Raw genomic sequence first — 15,987 nt, 5'->3', positions numbered from 1 at the left:
TCATGCGTTATATCAGCACCCGCGGCCAGGCACCGGCCCTGAATTTCGAAGACGTCCTGCTGGCCGGTCTGGCCACTGACGGCGGTCTGTACGTCCCGGAAAACCTGCCACGTTTCACCCAGGAAGAAATCGCTTCCTGGGCCGGCCTGCCGTATCACGAGCTGGCCTTCCGGGTGATGCGCCCGTTCGTCACCGGCAGCATTCCTGATGCCGATTTCAAAAAGATTCTTGAAGAAACCTATGGCGTGTTCTCGCACAACGCCGTGGCACCGTTGCGTCAGTTGAACGGCAACGAGTGGGTGCTGGAGCTGTTCCACGGCCCGACCCTGGCGTTCAAGGACTTTGCCCTGCAACTGCTCGGTCGCCTGCTCGATTACGTGCTGGAAAAACGCGGTGAGCGCGTGGTGATCGTCGGCGCCACTTCCGGTGATACCGGTTCGGCCGCCATCGAAGGCTGCAAGCACTGCGAAAACGTCGACATCTTCATTCTGCACCCGCACAACCGCGTGTCTGAAGTGCAGCGTCGCCAGATGACCACCATCTTTGGCGAGAACATCCACAACATCGCCATCGAAGGCAACTTCGATGACTGCCAGGAAATGGTCAAGGCGAGCTTCGCCGACCAAAGCTTCCTCAAGGGCACGCGCCTGGTGGCGGTGAACTCGATCAACTGGGCGCGGATCATGGCCCAGATCGTCTACTACTTCCACGCAGCCCTGCAGCTGGGCGGCCCGGCCCGTTCGGTGTCGTTCTCGGTGCCGACCGGCAACTTCGGCGACATCTTCGCCGGTTACCTGGCGCGCAACATGGGCCTGCCGATCAATCAGTTGATCGTCGCCACCAACCGCAACGACATCCTGCACCGCTTCATGAGCGGCAATCAGTACGTCAAGGAAACCCTGCACGCCACGTTGTCGCCGTCGATGGACATCATGGTGTCGTCGAACTTCGAGCGTCTGCTATTTGACCTGCACGGTCGCAACGGCGCGGCGATTGCCGGGTTGATGGACTCGTTCAAGCAGGGCGGCGGTTTCAGCGTTGAACAGGAGCGTTGGACCGAAGCGCGCAAGCTGTTTGATTCGCTGGCTGTGGATGATGCGCAAACTTGCGAAACGATTGCTGAGGTTTACGAGCAGACGGGTGAGTTGCTGGATCCGCACACGGCTATCGGTGTGAAGGCTGCGCGTGAATGCCGTCGTAGCCTCGATATTCCGATGGTTATTCTTGGGACTGCTCACCCGGTCAAGTTCCCGGATGCGGTAGAGAAGGCGGGTGTGGGCAAGGCGCTGGAATTGCCGGTGCACCTGGCTGACCTGTTTGAGCGGGATGAGCGTTGCACGGTGTTGCCGAATGATCTTAAGGCTGTACAGGCTTTTGTCAGTCAGCATGGGAATCGTGGCAAGCCGTTGTAATCGGTTGGGGGCATATCCGTTGCTGCGGTAATGGCGGCTAATGGTTTCGCCCTTACGGCGAGTCACTTTGGAAAAGCCCCAAAGTAACCAAAGGGCTCTTGCCCCTTTCGTTCGGTGCCTCGCCTAGGCTCGGCATGCCCTCGCTCCGGTCCTGCTCCGTGGGCCCGCCGCCATCGGCCATCCATGGCCGGGGGCGGCTACCGCGGCATCCCTGCCGCGGTGCCCACTGCGCAGAACCTCCACTCGGCCTCTCGAGGGGGCGACTACCGCCACAGCCGCCGAGGCGGCCTGAAAGCCGACCTGGCTATCTGTTCGAACGCGTTGTTCTTCTCGGCTGCGCTCACCCATTCCGAATCTGTACACCGCCCCCCTGTAGGAGCCGGCTTGCTGGCGATAGCGTCCGTTCAGGCAATAAATACGTTGACTGACCCACCGCTATCGCCAGCAAGCCGGCTCCTACAGGGATTGTGTTCACACAGTTTGAAATTGTAGGAGCCAGCTTGCTGGCGATGGGCGTCAACGATAACGCGTGCTGCCTGAATGAACGCGTCGTCCAAACGCTTTTCGCCGGCAAGCCGGCTCCCACAGGAAATCGCGTACGCTTTTGCTTCTCACCACTCATCAGGCCGAGCGTTAGCTCGCCTTCCGCTTTTGATCTGAGCGCCCCCTCGAGAGGCCGAGCGCAGGTTCTGCGTAGTGGGCAACCCGGCATGGATGCCGGGTTAGCCGCCCCCGGCCAGGGATGGCCGATGGCGGCGGGCCCACGGAGCAGGACCGGAACGAGGGCATGCCGAGCCTAGGCGAGGCACCGAACGAAAGGGGCAAGAGCCCTTGGTTACTTGGGGCTCTTCCAAGTGACTCGCCGTAAGGGCGAAACCAATAGCCGCCCTCACCGAAGAACCGGATATTCACCCAATCCCAATCCCAATCCCAATCCCAATCCCAATCCCAATCCACCACCAAAACCCAGGCCATACACAAACCTGTCATCTACCCCGTGCATGCTCTACCCACCAGAGACGCCGACGCGCCTACACCTGGAATCCAGAACTTTCTTCTCGGGCCAATGGTCACTTAATGTGAACACGCCCCAGGCACTTTGTTTTCGGACTATTGAGTGGTGATCGAGATGGAAAGTATCAATCTATTGCTCGGTGAGGCTCTGAGCCCGTACCAGGTAACGTTGACCCCCTCGGGCGCTCACGGCGAATGCCTGGTGACACTGAAGAGTACAACCGGCGCCATCGTGGTCGAGCGGGAGTTCAATCAGGCCCAGTTGACCGACAAACGCCTGCTCACGGATGTGGTCGACGGCTTGCATCGCGATCTGATGATCGCCGAAGGACGCCTGGAACCCTGTGTTATCGCGGCGTTGCGCAATGCTGCACAGGACAAGGTCATGGCCAGCCGTAATTGAATTGTTTTTTGTGGGAACCTTCCCGGACCCAAGTCAGTCAGAGCATGTAACAGCAGGATCAAGCATTGTGCTCCGGTGCTTGTAGTCGTGCTGCCACTGGTCTTTTTATAGACCACGTTTAACCCCGAGATGTCTCCCCACTTCTCGGGGTTTCTTTTTGCCCGCGATTTGTCATTCCAGCGCCTGTTGCTCGAAATACTTCCTGGATTCTTCCAGATAGGCACCGCGACTTTCCGGGTCGAGCCATGCGGCGTACGCTTCGCTCAAGCGATCGCGGGGCATTTTGCGCAGCAATTGATTGATCTCGACAATCGCCTGCCGGCCTTTGGGCGTGTCAGTGCAGCCGATGTAACCGGACAAGAATTTCTCGGCGCCGCGAATCGGGTAGAACTGCAATTCATCCTCGGCGATCCCTTGCTGTTGGGCCTGATAGCGGATTTCCGGGCGGTATCCCAACAGCAGCCGCAAGCGCCCCAGGCGTTGCATCTGCAACAGGCTGCCCAAGGCGTCGTTGCCGTAGTGCGGGGTCAGCGAGTCAGGTGGTGCCTGTTTGAGCAGCGCGTCGAGGTAATCACCATAGTTACGCTCGGCGATAATGCCCAGCTTCTCGCCACCGCTCGCCAGGAAGGCCGCCAGGTCCAGTTCACCGTCCTGGATGAAGGGGGCAAGCGTCCCACTGTCAACGCGCCTTACGGCCACGCCGTTACTCATGGCCCGAAACACCGGAATGGAAAACGCGATCCAGCGTTCGCGTTCCTTGCTTCGGTTCAGCGCCGCATCGCAGGTAAGAGACGGCTCGTGGAGCATTTGCAAGGCGCGAGCACGGTTGACTCGCATCAAGGTGTGTTCGTATTGCGGCATGCCGGCGATCAACAGCGGCAACAGTTGATCGATGACGCCCTGGCCCTTTTTCGGTCCTTCGAAAATCGTCAGCGGTGGCAGATCCCGCAACAGCCAGATCATGGTTTCCTTGGGCTGCGCCATCGCCGACGAGGTCGGACCGATGAGCAAGGCTGTCGCCGCGAGCGCACACATCACCCTCCTGCCGTGCGACAGGCAGTCTATGATGAGCAGCGAAAGCAGGCGTTTCAGCTTAGATGGCCCCGTCTTCACGCAGCTTTGCGATCTGTTCCTTGTCGTAGCCAAGATCGTTGAGTACCTGCGCATTGTGTTCGCCCAACTGCGGCCCGACCCATTCCGAACTGCCGGGTGTCTCTGAGAGTTTCGGCACAATTCCCGGCATCTTGAAATCTTTGCCGTCCGGCAGCTTCGCCTTCAGGAACATTTCCCGAGCCAGGTACTGCGGATCACTGAACATGTCTTCGGCGCTGAAGATCCGGCTGGCGGGGACATCGGCCTGATTCAACTGCTCAATGACGGTGTCCAGCGGCAGCGCATTGACCCAGCGATCAATCACCCCATAAATTTCGTCGCGACGGCTGTCACGCCCGTCATTGCTGGCCAGCGCCGGGTCGTTGGCCAGGTCTTCGCGGCCGATGATCAGCATGAATCGCTTGAAAATCGCATCACCATTGGCGCCGATCTGCACATGTTTGCCGTCGGCGCTGGTGTGGATCGAGGAGGGCGTGATACCCGGCATGATGTTGCCGGTGCGTTCGCGAATGAAGCCGAACACGTCGAACTCCGGGACCATGCTTTCCATCATGGCGAAGATCGCTTCGTACAGCGCCACATCCACCACCTGACCCAGACCGCCGTTGACCTCGCGATGACGCAAGGCCATCAGCGCGCCAATCACGCCCCACAGCGCCGCAATCGAGTCGCCGATGGAAATTCCGGTGCGCACCGGCGGCCGGTCTTCAAACCCGGTGATGTAGCGCAGGCCGCCCATGGATTCACCGACCGCACCAAAACCTGGCTGATCCTTCATCGGCCCGGTCTGGCCGAAGCCCGAAAGGCGCACCATGACCAGTTTCGGGTTCAGTGCGTGCAAGACGTCCCAACCCAGACCGAGCTTTTCCAACACGCCGGGGCGAAAATTCTCGATCAGGATGTCCGCTTCACTGAGCAGCTTTTTCAGGATCGCCAAGCCGTCCGGGTGTTTCAGATTCAAGGTCAGGGACTTCTTGTTGCGTGCCTGAACGAACCACCACAGCGACGTGCCTTCATACAACTTGCGCCATTTGCGCAAAGGATCACCGCCGTCGGGGGATTCGATCTTGATGACGTCGGCACCGAATTCGCCGCAAATGCGCGAGGCAAACGGCCCGGCGATCAACGTACCCAATTCGATGACTTTCAGACCTGAGAGGGGTTTGGCGGTGAACGGCATGCTGGATCCTGTAGGACAAAGGCTTGGCTGATAGAGCGTTTTAGCACAGCCCGCCGTCAGTCGCTCAAGGTTGATGGCCGCGAAGCCTGCCGCATCGGTTAGACTTGCCGCCTTTCCACGTATCAAGAAGCCCGTTCATGGCCCAGCCGTCCACGACCTACAAGTTTGAACTGAACCTCACCGACCTCGACCGCAGCGTTTACGAGACGGTGAAGCAGACCATCGCCCGTCACCCTTCGGAAACCGAAGAGCGCATGACCGTGCGGCTGCTGGCCTACGCCTTCTGGTACAACGAGCAGCTGTCGTTTGGCCGTGGTCTGTCAGACGTGGACGAACCCGCCCTGTGGGAAAAGAGCCTGGATGATCGCGTCCTGCACTGGATCGAAGTCGGTCAGCCAGACGCCGACCGCCTGACGTGGTGCTCGCGTCGCACCGAACGCACCAGTCTGCTGGCCTACGGCAGCCTGCGCGTCTGGGAAACCAAAGTGATCCCGGCGATCAAGAACCTGAAAAACGTGCACATCGCTGCGGTGCCGCAGGACGTCCTGGAAACCCTGGCCAAAGACATGCCGCGCGTTATCAAGTGGGACGTGATGATCAGCGAAGGGACGATTTTCGTCACCGACGACCGTGGTCAGCACGAAGTCCAGTTGCAGTGGCTGAGCGGCGAACGCGGCTGATTTTTCGCCACGTCATCCGGTTTTATCCTACGTATTCAAGAGAAGTACCTGTCACCCCATGCGCATCGAACCTCGCCTGTTGCCCGACACCCTGCCATTCCTCGGTGACCTGCCGCCGCTGCTGACCCGTCTGTACGCGGCGCGGGGCGTGGTTTCAGAGGCTGAACTGGACAAGAGCCTGGCGCGGCTGATTCCGTTCCAGCAGCTCAAGGGCATCGATGCTGCGGTGGATTTGCTGGTGACCGCGCTGGAGCAGCGTCAGCGGATTCTGATCGTCGGCGACTTTGACGCCGACGGCGCGACGGCCAGTACCGTGGGCATGTTGGGCTTGCGCCTGCTGGGCGCGGCTCACGTTGATTATCTGGTGCCGAACCGATTCGAGTATGGCTACGGTCTTACGCCCGAAATCGTTGAGGTGGCGCTGACCCGCACGCCGCAGCTGCTGATCACCGTGGACAACGGCATCTCCAGCGTCGAAGGCGTGGCGGCGGCGAAAAAGGCTGGCCTCAACGTGCTGGTCACCGACCACCACTTGCCGGGCGATGAACTGCCGCTGGCCGATGCCATCGTCAATCCCAACCAGCCGGGCTGCGGATTTCCGAGCAAGGCACTGGCCGGCGTCGGGGTGATTTTCTACGTGCTGATGGCCCTGCGCGCACGCCTGCGCAGCCTCGGCTGGTACGAGAGCAGGCCGCAGCCGAACATCGGCGAGTTGCTGGACCTGGTGGCCCTCGGCAGCGTCGCCGACGTGGTGCCGCTGGACGCCAACAACCGGATTCTCGTCCACCAAGGCCTCGAGCGAATCCGCGCTGGACGTGCGCGGCCGGGGATCAAGGCGATCCTCGAAGTGGCGAAACGGGATCATGCGCGCATCACGTCCACGGATCTTGGGTTCATTGTCGGCCCGCGCCTGAACGCGGCGGGGCGCCTGGATGACATGAGCCTGGGCATCGAATGCCTGCTCACCGAAGACGCCGGGCTCGCCCGGGAAATGGCTGTCCAACTGGACGGCATGAACCAGGACCGCAAATCCATCGAGCAGGGCATGCAGCGCGAGGCGCTGGCCCAGCTCAAGGATTTGCCGGTGGAATCGATGCCGTTCGGCCTGTGCCTGTTCGATCCCGAGTGGCACCAGGGTGTCATCGGAATCCTCGCCTCGCGTATGAAAGAGCGCTATTTCCGTCCGACCATCGCCTTTGCCGATGCAGGCGATGGCATGCTCAAGGGCTCGGGGCGTTCGGTGCAGGGCTTCCATATTCGTGACGCCTTGAGCGTGGTGGCGGCTCAGCACCCAAATTTGATCAGCAAGTACGGTGGCCACGCCATGGCGGCCGGGTTGACCTTGCCGGAAGCGAATTTTCCGCTGTTCGCCGAAGCCTTTGACGCTGAAGTGCGTAGGCAATTGCGCGAAGAAGACCTGACCGGAAGACTGCTGTCGGACGGGACCCTGGCGGTCGAAGAATTTCACCTTGAGCTGGCGCGTGCGCTGCGGCATGCCGGACCTTGGGGGCAACACTTCCCGGAGCCGTTGTTCCATGGCGTATTCCAGTTGGTCGAGCAACGGGTTGTTGGCGAACGGCACCTCAAAGTGGTGCTGAGAAGCGAATGCGGCTCGGTGAAGCTGGACGGCATCGCTTTCGGAATCGACCGCGATATCTGGCCGAACCCGACCATCAAGTGGGTGGAGCTGGCCTACAAACTCGACCTCAACGAGTTTCGCGGGAATGAGACGGTCCAGTTGATGATTGCCCACATCGAACCGCGTTGACGCTATCGCCAGCAAGCTGGCTCCTACAGGGGGCGCACAAATCCTGTAGGAGCCGGCTTGCCGGCGATGGCGATCTATATGACACCCGATCCATCTGAACCCTCCACCATCCCCCAATGTCGACTAGGCTCTAAGCACTGCTTGATTTTCCTTGTGACGTCTTGTCGAATTTTTTGCCCGCGGGGGCGGGTGCTGCACCTTTTTCCTGTCACTCGTCGACTTTCAAACAGAACCCTGGAGCCTGCCCACTGATTCGAGAGGTGCCCCATGAGTCTGCTGCTTGAACCCTATACCCTTCGCCAATTGACCCTGCTCAACCGCATCGCGGTGTCACCGATGTGCCAGTATTCGAGTGTCGATGGCCTGGCCAATGACTGGCACCTGGTCCACCTCGGCAGCCGTGCTGTCGGCGGGGCCGGTCTGGTTTTTACTGAAGCCACGGCAGTGACCGCCGATGGACGCATCACCGCCGAAGACCTCGGCTTGTGGAATGACGAACAGATCGAACCCCTGCAACGCATCACGCGTTTCATCGCCGCCCAAGGCGCTGTCGCCGGTATTCAACTGGCCCACGCCGGGCGCAAGGCCAGCACCCATCGGCCGTGGATCGGCAAGCACGGTAGCGTCAAACCTGAAGAAGGCGGCTGGACGCCGGTCGGTCCTTCGCCCATTGCCTTCGACCCACAGCACACACCACCGAAGCAGCTGAATGAGGGTGAAATTGCCGAGGTCATCCAGGCGTTCGTTGATTCAGCGAAACGGGCGCTGATTGCCGGTTTCAAAGTCGTCGAGGTTCACGCGGCTCATGGTTACCTGTTGCATCAATTTCTATCGCCCTTGAGCAATCAGCGGCGCGATCAATACGGTAGTTCGTTCGAGAATCGAATTCGGCTGGTGCTGCAAGTCACCGAAGCGGTGCGTGCGGTGTGGCCTGAGGAGTTGCCGGTGTTCGTACGGGTCTCGGCCACCGATTGGGTGGAAGACGGCTGGAATCCGGATGAAACCGTTGAACTGGCGCGTCGCCTCAAAGATTTGGGTGTGGACCTGATCGATGTGTCGTCGGGCGGCACGGCGGTCAACGCGGAAATTCCTACAGGCCCCGGTTATCAAACCCGCTTCGCCGAACGAGTGCGCAAGGAGTCAGGCATCGCCACCGGCACCGTAGGAATGATTACCGAGCCGGCCCAGGCCGAGCACATTCTGCGCACCTGTCAGGCGGACATTATCTTCCTCGCCCGTGAGCTGCTGCGCGACCCGTACTGGCCGTTGCATGCGGATGATGATTTGGGTGGACACAAGGCCATCTGGCCGGCGCAGTATCAACGCGCGACGCATCGGGATCAGCCGATTCATGAGTCGGATTTGCGAGACTGAGTGATGCGCTAAAAGCAAAAAGCCCCGATCAATGTGATCGGGGCTTTTGTGTTTCTGTGCAGGGAGGTTTGTTGGCTGTCAGGCCGCCTTCGCGAGCAAGCCCGCTCCCACATTGGAATTGCGTTGTGCACAAAACCAATGTGGGAGCGGGCTTGCTCGCGAAGAGGCCCGGCCAGACAACCCTTTAACTTCAGGTGTACTTACGCTTCTCCGGCGCCGGCGGGAAATACTGATACAACCAGGTCTCGCTCAACGTCCGGTCATTGGTGCGAATAAACAACCGCAGCTCCACCGGGGCCACACTGTCATTGGTCGGGAACCAGTCAAAGGTAATCCGGTAGCCCTTGATGTCATCCAGCACCAGCACGTTGAAATCTTTGACCTCGCCGTTGGAGCACGTCACCACCGGTTCAATGCCCGTACCTTCCGGCAAGCGATCCAGCCCGCCACCGGTGAAGTCCACTGCAAACCGGCGCGCCCAGACTGGCGGGTAATGCTCGCCCGGCGCCCAACCTTCAGTGAAGCCGCCCATGCCCGAACGAGTCGCGTTGACCCGCGCCAGCGGCGTGCCGACCGGCGGCAACGCGCTCCAGTACAGCTTGTAGCCGTAGTTCAGGGAGTCACCGGCCGCGACCGGTTTCTTCGGGGTCCAGAACGCAACGATGTTATCCAGGGTTTCGCCGGTTGTAGGAATTTCCAACAGATCGATAGAGCCTTCGCCCCACGCGGTTGTAGGTTCTACCCACAGGCTCGGCCGTTTGCTGTACCAGTCGACCGTATCCTGATAACTGGCGAACTCGTGGTCGGTCTGCACCAGGCCGAAACCTTTCGGGTCGGTGTCGGCGAAGGCATTGAATTGCAGGGTCGCCGGGTTGTTCAGCGGACGGCAGATCCACTCGCCGTTGCCGCGCCACATCGCCAGGCGATCCGAGTCGTGGATCTGCGGGTGGATGGTGTCGCACATGCGCCGCTCGTGGGTGCCGCAGCTGAACATGCTGGTCATCGGCGCGATGCCCAGTTGTTCGATGGCGGTACGCGCATTGATGTGGGCGTCGACAGCCATGACGACCTGACTGGCCTGGCAATCGATATCAAAACGGTAGGCACCGGTGGCACTCGGCGAGTCCAGCAGGGCGTAGACCACGAAGCGGGTGCTGTCCTTGTCCGGCGTCTCGAACCAGAACTTGGTGAAGTCGGGGAATTCTTCGCGCTTCTTGGCGTAGGTATCGACCGCCAGACCGCGCGCCGACAGGCCGTATTGGCCAGTGGCATCTACCGCACGGAAATAACTGGCGCCGAGGAAAGACAGCACGTCGTGCCGGTCCAGTTCCGGGGCCTTGAACAGTTTGAACCCGGAGAAGCCTAGATCGCCCGTGAGCTGCTTGGTATCGACCGTGGTGTTTTCATAGTTGAACAGCGAAGGGCGGAAATGCACCTCCCGCGCCTGGCGTGTCTTGGGATCGACGCTATACATGCGCACCGGCTGCTTGAAACCCATGCCGACGTGGAAAAACTGCACATCCAGCTGACCTTTCAAATCCTTCCACAGCGAATGATTGCCGTCGTAGCGGATCGCGTTGAAATTTTGTGGGGTCATGGTCGCCAGGGTCGGCGGCAGCACCTGCTTGGTGTCCTGATAGCGGTTGCCGGCAAGCTGCTTGGCCTGGATTTTCAGGGCTTCGAAATCGAACGCCTGAGCCTCGCCGTCAGCCGTGCCATTACCGGCCCAGGCCCGCGCAGCCAACAGGCCGGAGGCGGACAAACCGGTGTAGGCAGCGATGGCCATGGACGCTTTGAGCAAATTCCTGCGATGCATAAGTACAACCTGTCGTGAACAATCCCGCGCCGTTCCTGGCACGTGCTGGATCAGAAATGGAGGTTCGGACATGCCTTCGGCCAAACGCAACGGACTTTAAACAGATGCCAAATAGCTTAAACCGTTCGGTGGCAGAGCAAAAATGATTGATGGCGTGACGATGGCGCGGCAATGAAACAAGACGTTTCGGTTAACGTTTCCCACAGAGATTTCTGATTTATGCGGCATTTCTGCTTTTTTTGACTAATTACTCTAAAAACCGCTTTTCAGCGCCAATTTACTTCCTATTCTATGGGCATAACCGGTTTCTGCCCTCAGGCCGGTGGGATTCAGTTGGCACGAGGTGACCGCTGAAAAAGGGTAGGGCGATGCGGTTTTTGAAATTTTCTTTTTGACGTAGAGAGGGACATCGTCCATGTCGAAAGTACAAGGCATCACTGAAATGTTGGGGATCTTTCCGTGCCTGGGTATGGGGCGGCGAAGGCGCCGGCTTAATTCCGAGGAGTTGAAACTGGTGGAGCGGTATCGCGAGTTGTCGGAGAACGACCGGATTGCGATGCGGTATCTGGTGGATGCGATGCGGAGTGTTTCGCGGTTTTGACGATGATGGTTACCGTGAAAGCCATCGAATAGATGTACCAAAATCAAAGGGGTGGACCGTAAGGTCTGCCCCTTTTTCTTGGTGATTTCACTGGTTTGAAAACCCACTTGATCCTCAATGTGGGCACGGTCCCCTGTAGGAGCCAGCTTGCTGGCGATGGTCGTTAACGATAACGCGCGCTGTCTGGTTCAACGCGGCGCCCTTGCGTCCATCGCCAGCAAGCTGGCTCCTACATTCAGCTACAGGTGCCCATGATCGGAAACGGTCGCTGCGCCTGCACCAGATCAGGCATGTCCCGCCATTTGATCCACGCTGAATCCTGCCAGTGCAACAGCGGCACCGAGAGCCCGCCCCATTGCAATGAACTCAGGCTTGGAATGTTTTCGACTGATGCCGCGTTCGACTCACGCAGCGCAGGTATGACTTCGTTACTCAGCCATTGGCGCAGGTTGCGGTTTTCCGGGACGAAATGGTGGACCAGCAATGCGTACATTCCAGACTCGCTGACCATGAGCGATTCGACCGTTTTGCCGTTCTTCAGCAGCCAGACATATCGGCGTTGATCGGGATCGAGTTTATGGGGGAGTCGTTGGTCGAGCGGGCGGCCCATCAAACGTCCCAGGTCATGGACGCAGAACCAAGCTTGGTTGGCTTGGATGATGGCGTGGAGGAAGCGGTTGTGGCGGGGGAATACGGTTGGAACGAAATGAGGATGAACTTCAGTGGGATTTAGCGTGTGCATTTCTTCGACTCCAAGTTGAAAAGGGAGCCGCCACTCAGATGAGCGCGGTTGCGCCATGTTGATTGCGTTCCAGCTTCGACACCGGGCCGCTAAATTTCAGCGACGGGATAAGCCTATCTTTCAGTCTCTCGCGGTGCCTAGCCTTCTCTGGCGACGCTTGTCGTAGGAATCAGAGTCTTTTCAGGAAGGCTCGATCTGTAGGAATTTCCTGTTTTTACTTGAAGTGCAGAGGCACCGCGCCGCACTGATCGTTTTTCCTATAGGTTTTCCGCTTTCAGTCATGAACTGCGGGTTTACTGCATGTTGATCGAATTTTCAGTGGCCAATTACCGTTCCTTCCGTGAGAAGCAAACATTGTCCATGGCCGCAACACCGCGCCTGAGTAAAAAACGTAACGTGTTCAAGCCTGCCGTAGAGGGAGAAAAGCTACCTGACTTGTTGAAAGTGGCCGCCATTTACGGACCTAACGCGTCAGGCAAATCTTCGCTGGTCCGAGCCATGGGAATCATGGGCCATCTGCTTGCTTCTTCAGCCACGTCAAATGATGAACCTCTACCGGTGTCACCGTTTCGCTTCGACCCGCAGCTCAAGGACACACCAAGCTTCTTTGAATACAACTTCATTCAAAGTGGGGTTCGCTATCGGTTAGTTCTGCGCATGACGGCGCAGCGGATAACCGAAGAACAATTGGTTTCATATCCAAACGGCAAGGAAACGCTGCTGTATGACCGCCGTTTCGATGGTGAGGGTGAGAAGTATGTTTTCGGCACAAGCCTTGAGGGCGGCAAAGAAGTGCATAAAGCCTGGCAACGCCTGACCAGCCCCAAGATGTTGTTTATTTCGCAGGCCGTTGCGAACAGCAGCGAAGAGCTGACGCAGTTGCGTCGGCCGTTCAGCTGGTTTCAAACCGGCCTCCTCGTTATTGAGCAGAACAACATGATTGGCCTGTCTGCCGCTTCGATACGGTTTCTGCAGATGGCGTCGAATTACACGTGCGACTTACGAGACTTTCTAAAAGCAGTGGATATACCTGTGACCAATATTCAGCTCAATACCGACGCGGATTCTGTCCAGACTGACAAAAAACTCACGCTTAAAGAATTTTTCGCTGCGGCACAAAAAGACAAAGTGACCCTGACGCATACAAGTCTTTTGGGAAGAGCCGACTTCGATTTTTCGGAGGAGTCGGGCGGTACCAAAAACCTGATTGGGTTCTGGTTGCCGTGGTTCATGATCAATCATGCAGACGGGAGCGGGGTGCTGTCTGTCGATGAACTGGACAGCAGCCTGCATCCCGCCATCGTCGCGGAGTTGATTGAGAAACACCTGGATAGCGGGCGGGACACTCAGTTGATTTTTACTACTCACGACACACACTTGATGAATGCCAAGACACTTCGACGTGATCAGTACTGGATCACCGAACGCGATGCCAATGGTTCAACCGATCTGTTTTCCGTTCACGATTTTGAGGGGCGAGAGGGCGAGGATGTCGAGAAACGCTATTTTGAAGGTCGATACCGCGGTCTGCCGTTGATAAGGCGGGGATGACCATGGTGCGCTCGGCAAGATCATTTGATCGAAAGGCATCGCGATTCAGGCCGCAACCCAAAGTGTTGGTGCTCTGCGAGGACAGCCAGTCAGGAAAACGATATCTGCAAGAGGCCGCATTTCATTTCCGTGCCAACGCCTTGGTTGAGATCGTCCACTGCGGAGTCACACACCCCAGTGGCATCGTGGAAAGAGCCATCTCCCGTCAGAAACGCTTCGACAGGGTGTTTTGTGCGCTGGATCGAGATACGCACCCATGTTTTGAACGAGCCATCGATATGGCGAAGGCGCATCCAAAAATCCACGTCATAGCCTCATACCCCTGTTTTGAGTTTTGGCTACTTCTGCACTTTGGGTTCAATCGAAAGCCGTTCAGAGCTGTTGGGAAAAACTCTCCGGGCGATTTGGTGACCAAGAGCCTCAGAGAAAAACCAAGTATGGATAAATACGAGAAGGGCAAAGACACCAACTATTTCGCTAAACTGCTGGGCGAGCCGTTCCAAAAGGCGAGAACCCTGGCCCCCAAGGTTCTTGAGGACGTCGCTGTTAGTGGCGAACCCAACCCCAGCACCGAGATTCATTTGCTGATGGATGAATTCGAAGCGCTCTCCAAACCGCAAACTCTCTAGCAACATGAAGCCTGCCACATCGCTGCGGGCAGGCTGTCAATTGAAGAGCAAATGCCTTAGTGACTAACCTTCCAGGCATCCCCAGCAGGCGCCGTACCATGGTCATACGGCTTGGCAATCCACATGTAAACCAGCCCCAACCCAATCACGATCGCCGTGCTCAGCACCATCGCATAGTTGATGTACCACGCCGCATCCGGCGTGCGCGGCCAGGCCATGTTGATGATGGCGCCGACGCCGTAGACCAGCGCGCCGATGTTCACTGCCCAGCCCCATGCGCCGAGGGTGAATTTGCCGCTCGGTTTCCAGCCTTTCAGGCGAGCATAAAGGGCTGCGAGGACGATCATCTGGAACGCGAGGTAGATGCCGATCGCCGCGAAGCTGACGATGGTGGCCACCGCGTCTTGCAGGAAGAAGCCCAGAATAATGATCAGCGCCGGCAGAACGCCGGAGACGAACAGCGCAGCAACCGGAACCTGGGTTGTAGGAGAGATCTTCTTCAGCAGTGAGCTGCCGATGACCATTTCGTCCCGGGCGTAGGAGTACAGCAGACGACTCGCCGCCGCTTGCAGGCTGATGACGCAGGAGATGAAGGAAATCATCACCACGCCCATGACCATTTTCGAACCGACCGGGCCGAAGGCGTTGTTGAGGATGGTGCCGACCGGGTCTTTGTCGGTGCCGTTGATCACCGCTTGCATGTCCGGCACGGCGAGGATCAGCGCCAGGCAAGCAAACATCGCCGCAACGCCGCCGATGTAGATGGTCATGCGCATGGCCACCGGGATTTTCTTGCTCGGGTTCGGGGTTTCTTCGGCCACGTCGCCGCAGGCCTCGAAGCCGTAGTACAGGAACATCCCCGCCAGCGAGGCGGTGAGGAAGGCCGGCAGGTAGGAGCCGTTGATGCTGATGTCGAAGGTGTTGAACAACACGCTGATCGATTGATGACGTTCGAAAATCAGCAGGTACATGCCGACGATCACCGCGCCGACCAGTTCGCAGAGGAAGCCGAACATGGCGATTCGCGCCAGCACTTTGGTGCCGCTGAGGTTGACCAACGTGGCGAACAGGGTCAGCACCAGGGCGATGACGATGTTGGTGTTGTTGCTCGGTTCGAAGCCCATCATCGCGGCAAGGTAAGGCCCGGCGCCGACCGCAACGGCGGCGATGGTCACACACAAGGCGATGGAGTAGATCCAGCCGACCATCCACGCCCAGCGTTTGCCCACCAAGCGGCGAGCCCATGGGTAGACGCCACCGGAAATCGGGAACTGCGAGACCACTTCACCGAAGATCAGGCACACCAGCAATTGGCCGCAACCGACCAGCAAATACGCCCAGAACATCGGTGGTCCACCGGCGGCCAGGCACAGGCCGAAGAGGGTATAAACCCCTACGACCGGTGAGAGGTAAGTGAAGCCCAGGGCGAAGTTTTCCCACAGGCTCATGCTGCGGTTGAAGTTGGAGGTGTAACCCAGCTTTCGGAGTTGCTCGGCATCGCTGTCGGCAACGGCTGCGGAGAGTTCAGGTAGTGCACTCATGGTGTGTTAGCTCCGGAAAATCGGCAGATTTCGGATGTCCGAAACCGTGGCAGGGCCGTGACGGCGCTGCCCGGATCGGTGGTTATTGTTTTTTTGGTCTGGCCTTGAAGCCTGGTGATGCGTATTGACGGTTTCTACCTTGAAACCGAGGTGACACCTTCGC

13 protein-coding genes are annotated in these 15,987 nt (G+C 58.5%); 8 read left to right on the top strand and 5 right to left on the bottom strand.

All coding sequences use genetic code 11. The features are described from left to right. Nucleotides 1-2: 2 nt before the first annotated feature. Both thrC and ACYZUC_RS14685 read left to right on the top strand, forming a co-directional pair. Nucleotides 3-1,412, top strand: a complete 1,410-nt coding sequence (thrC, locus tag ACYZUC_RS14690) for a threonine synthase (RefSeq protein ID WP_008025609.1) — start codon at nucleotides 3-5, stop codon at nucleotides 1,410-1,412. 1,129 nt (nucleotides 1,413-2,541) lie between these two features. After that, on the top strand, nucleotides 2,542-2,829 hold the full coding sequence (locus ACYZUC_RS14685) for a DUF3509 domain-containing protein (RefSeq protein ID WP_461996544.1): 288 nt from the start codon (nucleotides 2,542-2,544) through the stop codon (nucleotides 2,827-2,829). A gap of 171 nt (nucleotides 2,830-3,000) precedes the next feature. Here ACYZUC_RS14685 and ACYZUC_RS14680 read toward each other — a convergent pair whose 3' ends face one another. Together ACYZUC_RS14680 and ACYZUC_RS14675 are read right to left on the bottom strand one after the other, a co-directional pair. Continuing rightward, nucleotides 3,001-3,864: a TIGR02285 family protein gene (locus ACYZUC_RS14680; RefSeq protein WP_461996542.1), complete on the bottom strand. Its 864-nt coding sequence runs from the start codon at nucleotides 3,862-3,864 to the stop codon at nucleotides 3,001-3,003. A gap of 58 nt (nucleotides 3,865-3,922) precedes the next feature. Beyond that, nucleotides 3,923-5,122 carry a CaiB/BaiF CoA transferase family protein gene (locus ACYZUC_RS14675; protein WP_461996540.1) on the bottom strand — a complete coding sequence of 400 codons (1,200 nt, stop codon included), beginning with the start codon at nucleotides 5,120-5,122 and terminating at the stop codon, nucleotides 3,923-3,925. A gap of 137 nt (nucleotides 5,123-5,259) precedes the next feature. Between ACYZUC_RS14675 and ACYZUC_RS14670 the strand changes: the two genes are divergently transcribed. The 3 genes from ACYZUC_RS14670 (at nucleotide 5,260) to ACYZUC_RS14660 (ending at nucleotide 8,944) form a co-directional block, all read left to right on the top strand. Beyond that, nucleotides 5,260-5,802, top strand: coding sequence for a YaeQ family protein (locus ACYZUC_RS14670; RefSeq protein WP_461996538.1), 543 nt, complete (start codon nucleotides 5,260-5,262; stop codon nucleotides 5,800-5,802). Between the two features lie 58 nt (nucleotides 5,803-5,860). After that, complete coding sequence (gene recJ, locus ACYZUC_RS14665; RefSeq protein ID WP_008042360.1) at nucleotides 5,861-7,570, top strand: single-stranded-DNA-specific exonuclease RecJ; 1,710 nt, start codon at nucleotides 5,861-5,863, stop codon at nucleotides 7,568-7,570. A 267-nt stretch (nucleotides 7,571-7,837) separates the two neighbouring features. Next, nucleotides 7,838-8,944, top strand: coding sequence for an NADH:flavin oxidoreductase/NADH oxidase (locus ACYZUC_RS14660; RefSeq protein WP_461996536.1), 1,107 nt, complete (start codon nucleotides 7,838-7,840; stop codon nucleotides 8,942-8,944). Between the two features lie 190 nt (nucleotides 8,945-9,134). Here ACYZUC_RS14660 and ACYZUC_RS14655 read toward each other — a convergent pair whose 3' ends face one another. Next, nucleotides 9,135-10,760: a glucan biosynthesis protein D gene (locus ACYZUC_RS14655; protein ID WP_461996534.1), complete on the bottom strand. Its 1,626-nt coding sequence runs from the start codon at nucleotides 10,758-10,760 to the stop codon at nucleotides 9,135-9,137. 415 nt (nucleotides 10,761-11,175) lie between these two features. On the opposite strand from ACYZUC_RS14655, the gene ACYZUC_RS14650 reads away from it, so the two are divergent. Continuing rightward, nucleotides 11,176-11,361, top strand: a complete 186-nt coding sequence (locus ACYZUC_RS14650; protein ID WP_008029684.1) for a hypothetical protein — start codon at nucleotides 11,176-11,178, stop codon at nucleotides 11,359-11,361. 235 nt (nucleotides 11,362-11,596) lie between these two features. On the opposite strand, the gene ACYZUC_RS14645 is transcribed toward ACYZUC_RS14650, so the two are convergent. Beyond that, a complete protein-coding gene (locus ACYZUC_RS14645) occupies nucleotides 11,597-12,103 on the bottom strand; it encodes a BRO-N domain-containing protein (protein ID WP_461996532.1) in 507 nt (168 codons plus the stop codon). A gap of 300 nt (nucleotides 12,104-12,403) precedes the next feature. Between ACYZUC_RS14645 and ACYZUC_RS14640 the strand changes: the two genes are divergently transcribed. Further along, nucleotides 12,404-13,654 (top strand): AAA family ATPase, encoded by a 1,251-nt coding sequence (locus ACYZUC_RS14640; protein WP_461996530.1) that lies wholly within the window; start codon nucleotides 12,404-12,406, stop codon nucleotides 13,652-13,654. A gap of 2 nt (nucleotides 13,655-13,656) precedes the next feature. Then, complete coding sequence (locus tag ACYZUC_RS14635) at nucleotides 13,657-14,283, top strand: RloB family protein (RefSeq protein ID WP_461996715.1); 627 nt, start codon at nucleotides 13,657-13,659, stop codon at nucleotides 14,281-14,283. 56 nt (nucleotides 14,284-14,339) lie between these two features. Here the strand turns inward: ACYZUC_RS14635 and ACYZUC_RS14630 are convergent, their stop codons facing one another. Beyond that, nucleotides 14,340-15,824 (bottom strand): APC family permease, encoded by a 1,485-nt coding sequence (locus tag ACYZUC_RS14630; protein ID WP_461996528.1) that lies wholly within the window; start codon nucleotides 15,822-15,824, stop codon nucleotides 14,340-14,342. Between the last annotated feature and the right edge of the window lie 163 nt (nucleotides 15,825-15,987).

The sequence above is a fragment of the Pseudomonas sp. GT1P32 genome, from assembly GCF_054897805.1.
The sequence above is the reverse complement of the archived record's forward strand: the minus strand, read 5'-3'. Positions and strand labels throughout refer to the sequence as shown.

Bases quoted from the DNA above. Each gene is read 5' to 3' on its own strand.
- thrC (WP_008025609.1), top strand. From the start codon at position 3: ATGCGTTATATCAGCACCCGCGGCCAGGCACCGGCCCTGAATTTCGAA.
- ACYZUC_RS14680 (WP_461996542.1), bottom strand. From the start codon at position 3,864: ATGTGTGCGCTCGCGGCGACAGCCTTGCTCATCGGTCCGACCTCGTCG.
- ACYZUC_RS14635 (WP_461996715.1), top strand. From the start codon at position 13,657: ATGGTGCGCTCGGCAAGATCATTTGATCGAAAGGCATCGCGATTCAGG.
- ACYZUC_RS14645 (WP_461996532.1), bottom strand. From the start codon at position 12,103: ATGCACACGCTAAATCCCACTGAAGTTCATCCTCATTTCGTTCCAACC.
- ACYZUC_RS14670 (WP_461996538.1), top strand. From the start codon at position 5,260: ATGGCCCAGCCGTCCACGACCTACAAGTTTGAACTGAACCTCACCGAC.
- ACYZUC_RS14660 (WP_461996536.1), top strand. From the start codon at position 7,838: ATGAGTCTGCTGCTTGAACCCTATACCCTTCGCCAATTGACCCTGCTC.
- ACYZUC_RS14640 (WP_461996530.1), top strand. From the start codon at position 12,404: ATGTTGATCGAATTTTCAGTGGCCAATTACCGTTCCTTCCGTGAGAAG.
- ACYZUC_RS14650 (WP_008029684.1), top strand. From the start codon at position 11,176: ATGTCGAAAGTACAAGGCATCACTGAAATGTTGGGGATCTTTCCGTGC.
- recJ (WP_008042360.1), top strand. From the start codon at position 5,861: ATGCGCATCGAACCTCGCCTGTTGCCCGACACCCTGCCATTCCTCGGT.
- ACYZUC_RS14685 (WP_461996544.1), top strand. From the start codon at position 2,542: ATGGAAAGTATCAATCTATTGCTCGGTGAGGCTCTGAGCCCGTACCAG.
- ACYZUC_RS14655 (WP_461996534.1), bottom strand. From the start codon at position 10,760: ATGCATCGCAGGAATTTGCTCAAAGCGTCCATGGCCATCGCTGCCTAC.
- ACYZUC_RS14630 (WP_461996528.1), bottom strand. From the start codon at position 15,824: ATGAGTGCACTACCTGAACTCTCCGCAGCCGTTGCCGACAGCGATGCC.
- ACYZUC_RS14675 (WP_461996540.1), bottom strand. From the start codon at position 5,122: ATGCCGTTCACCGCCAAACCCCTCTCAGGTCTGAAAGTCATCGAATTG.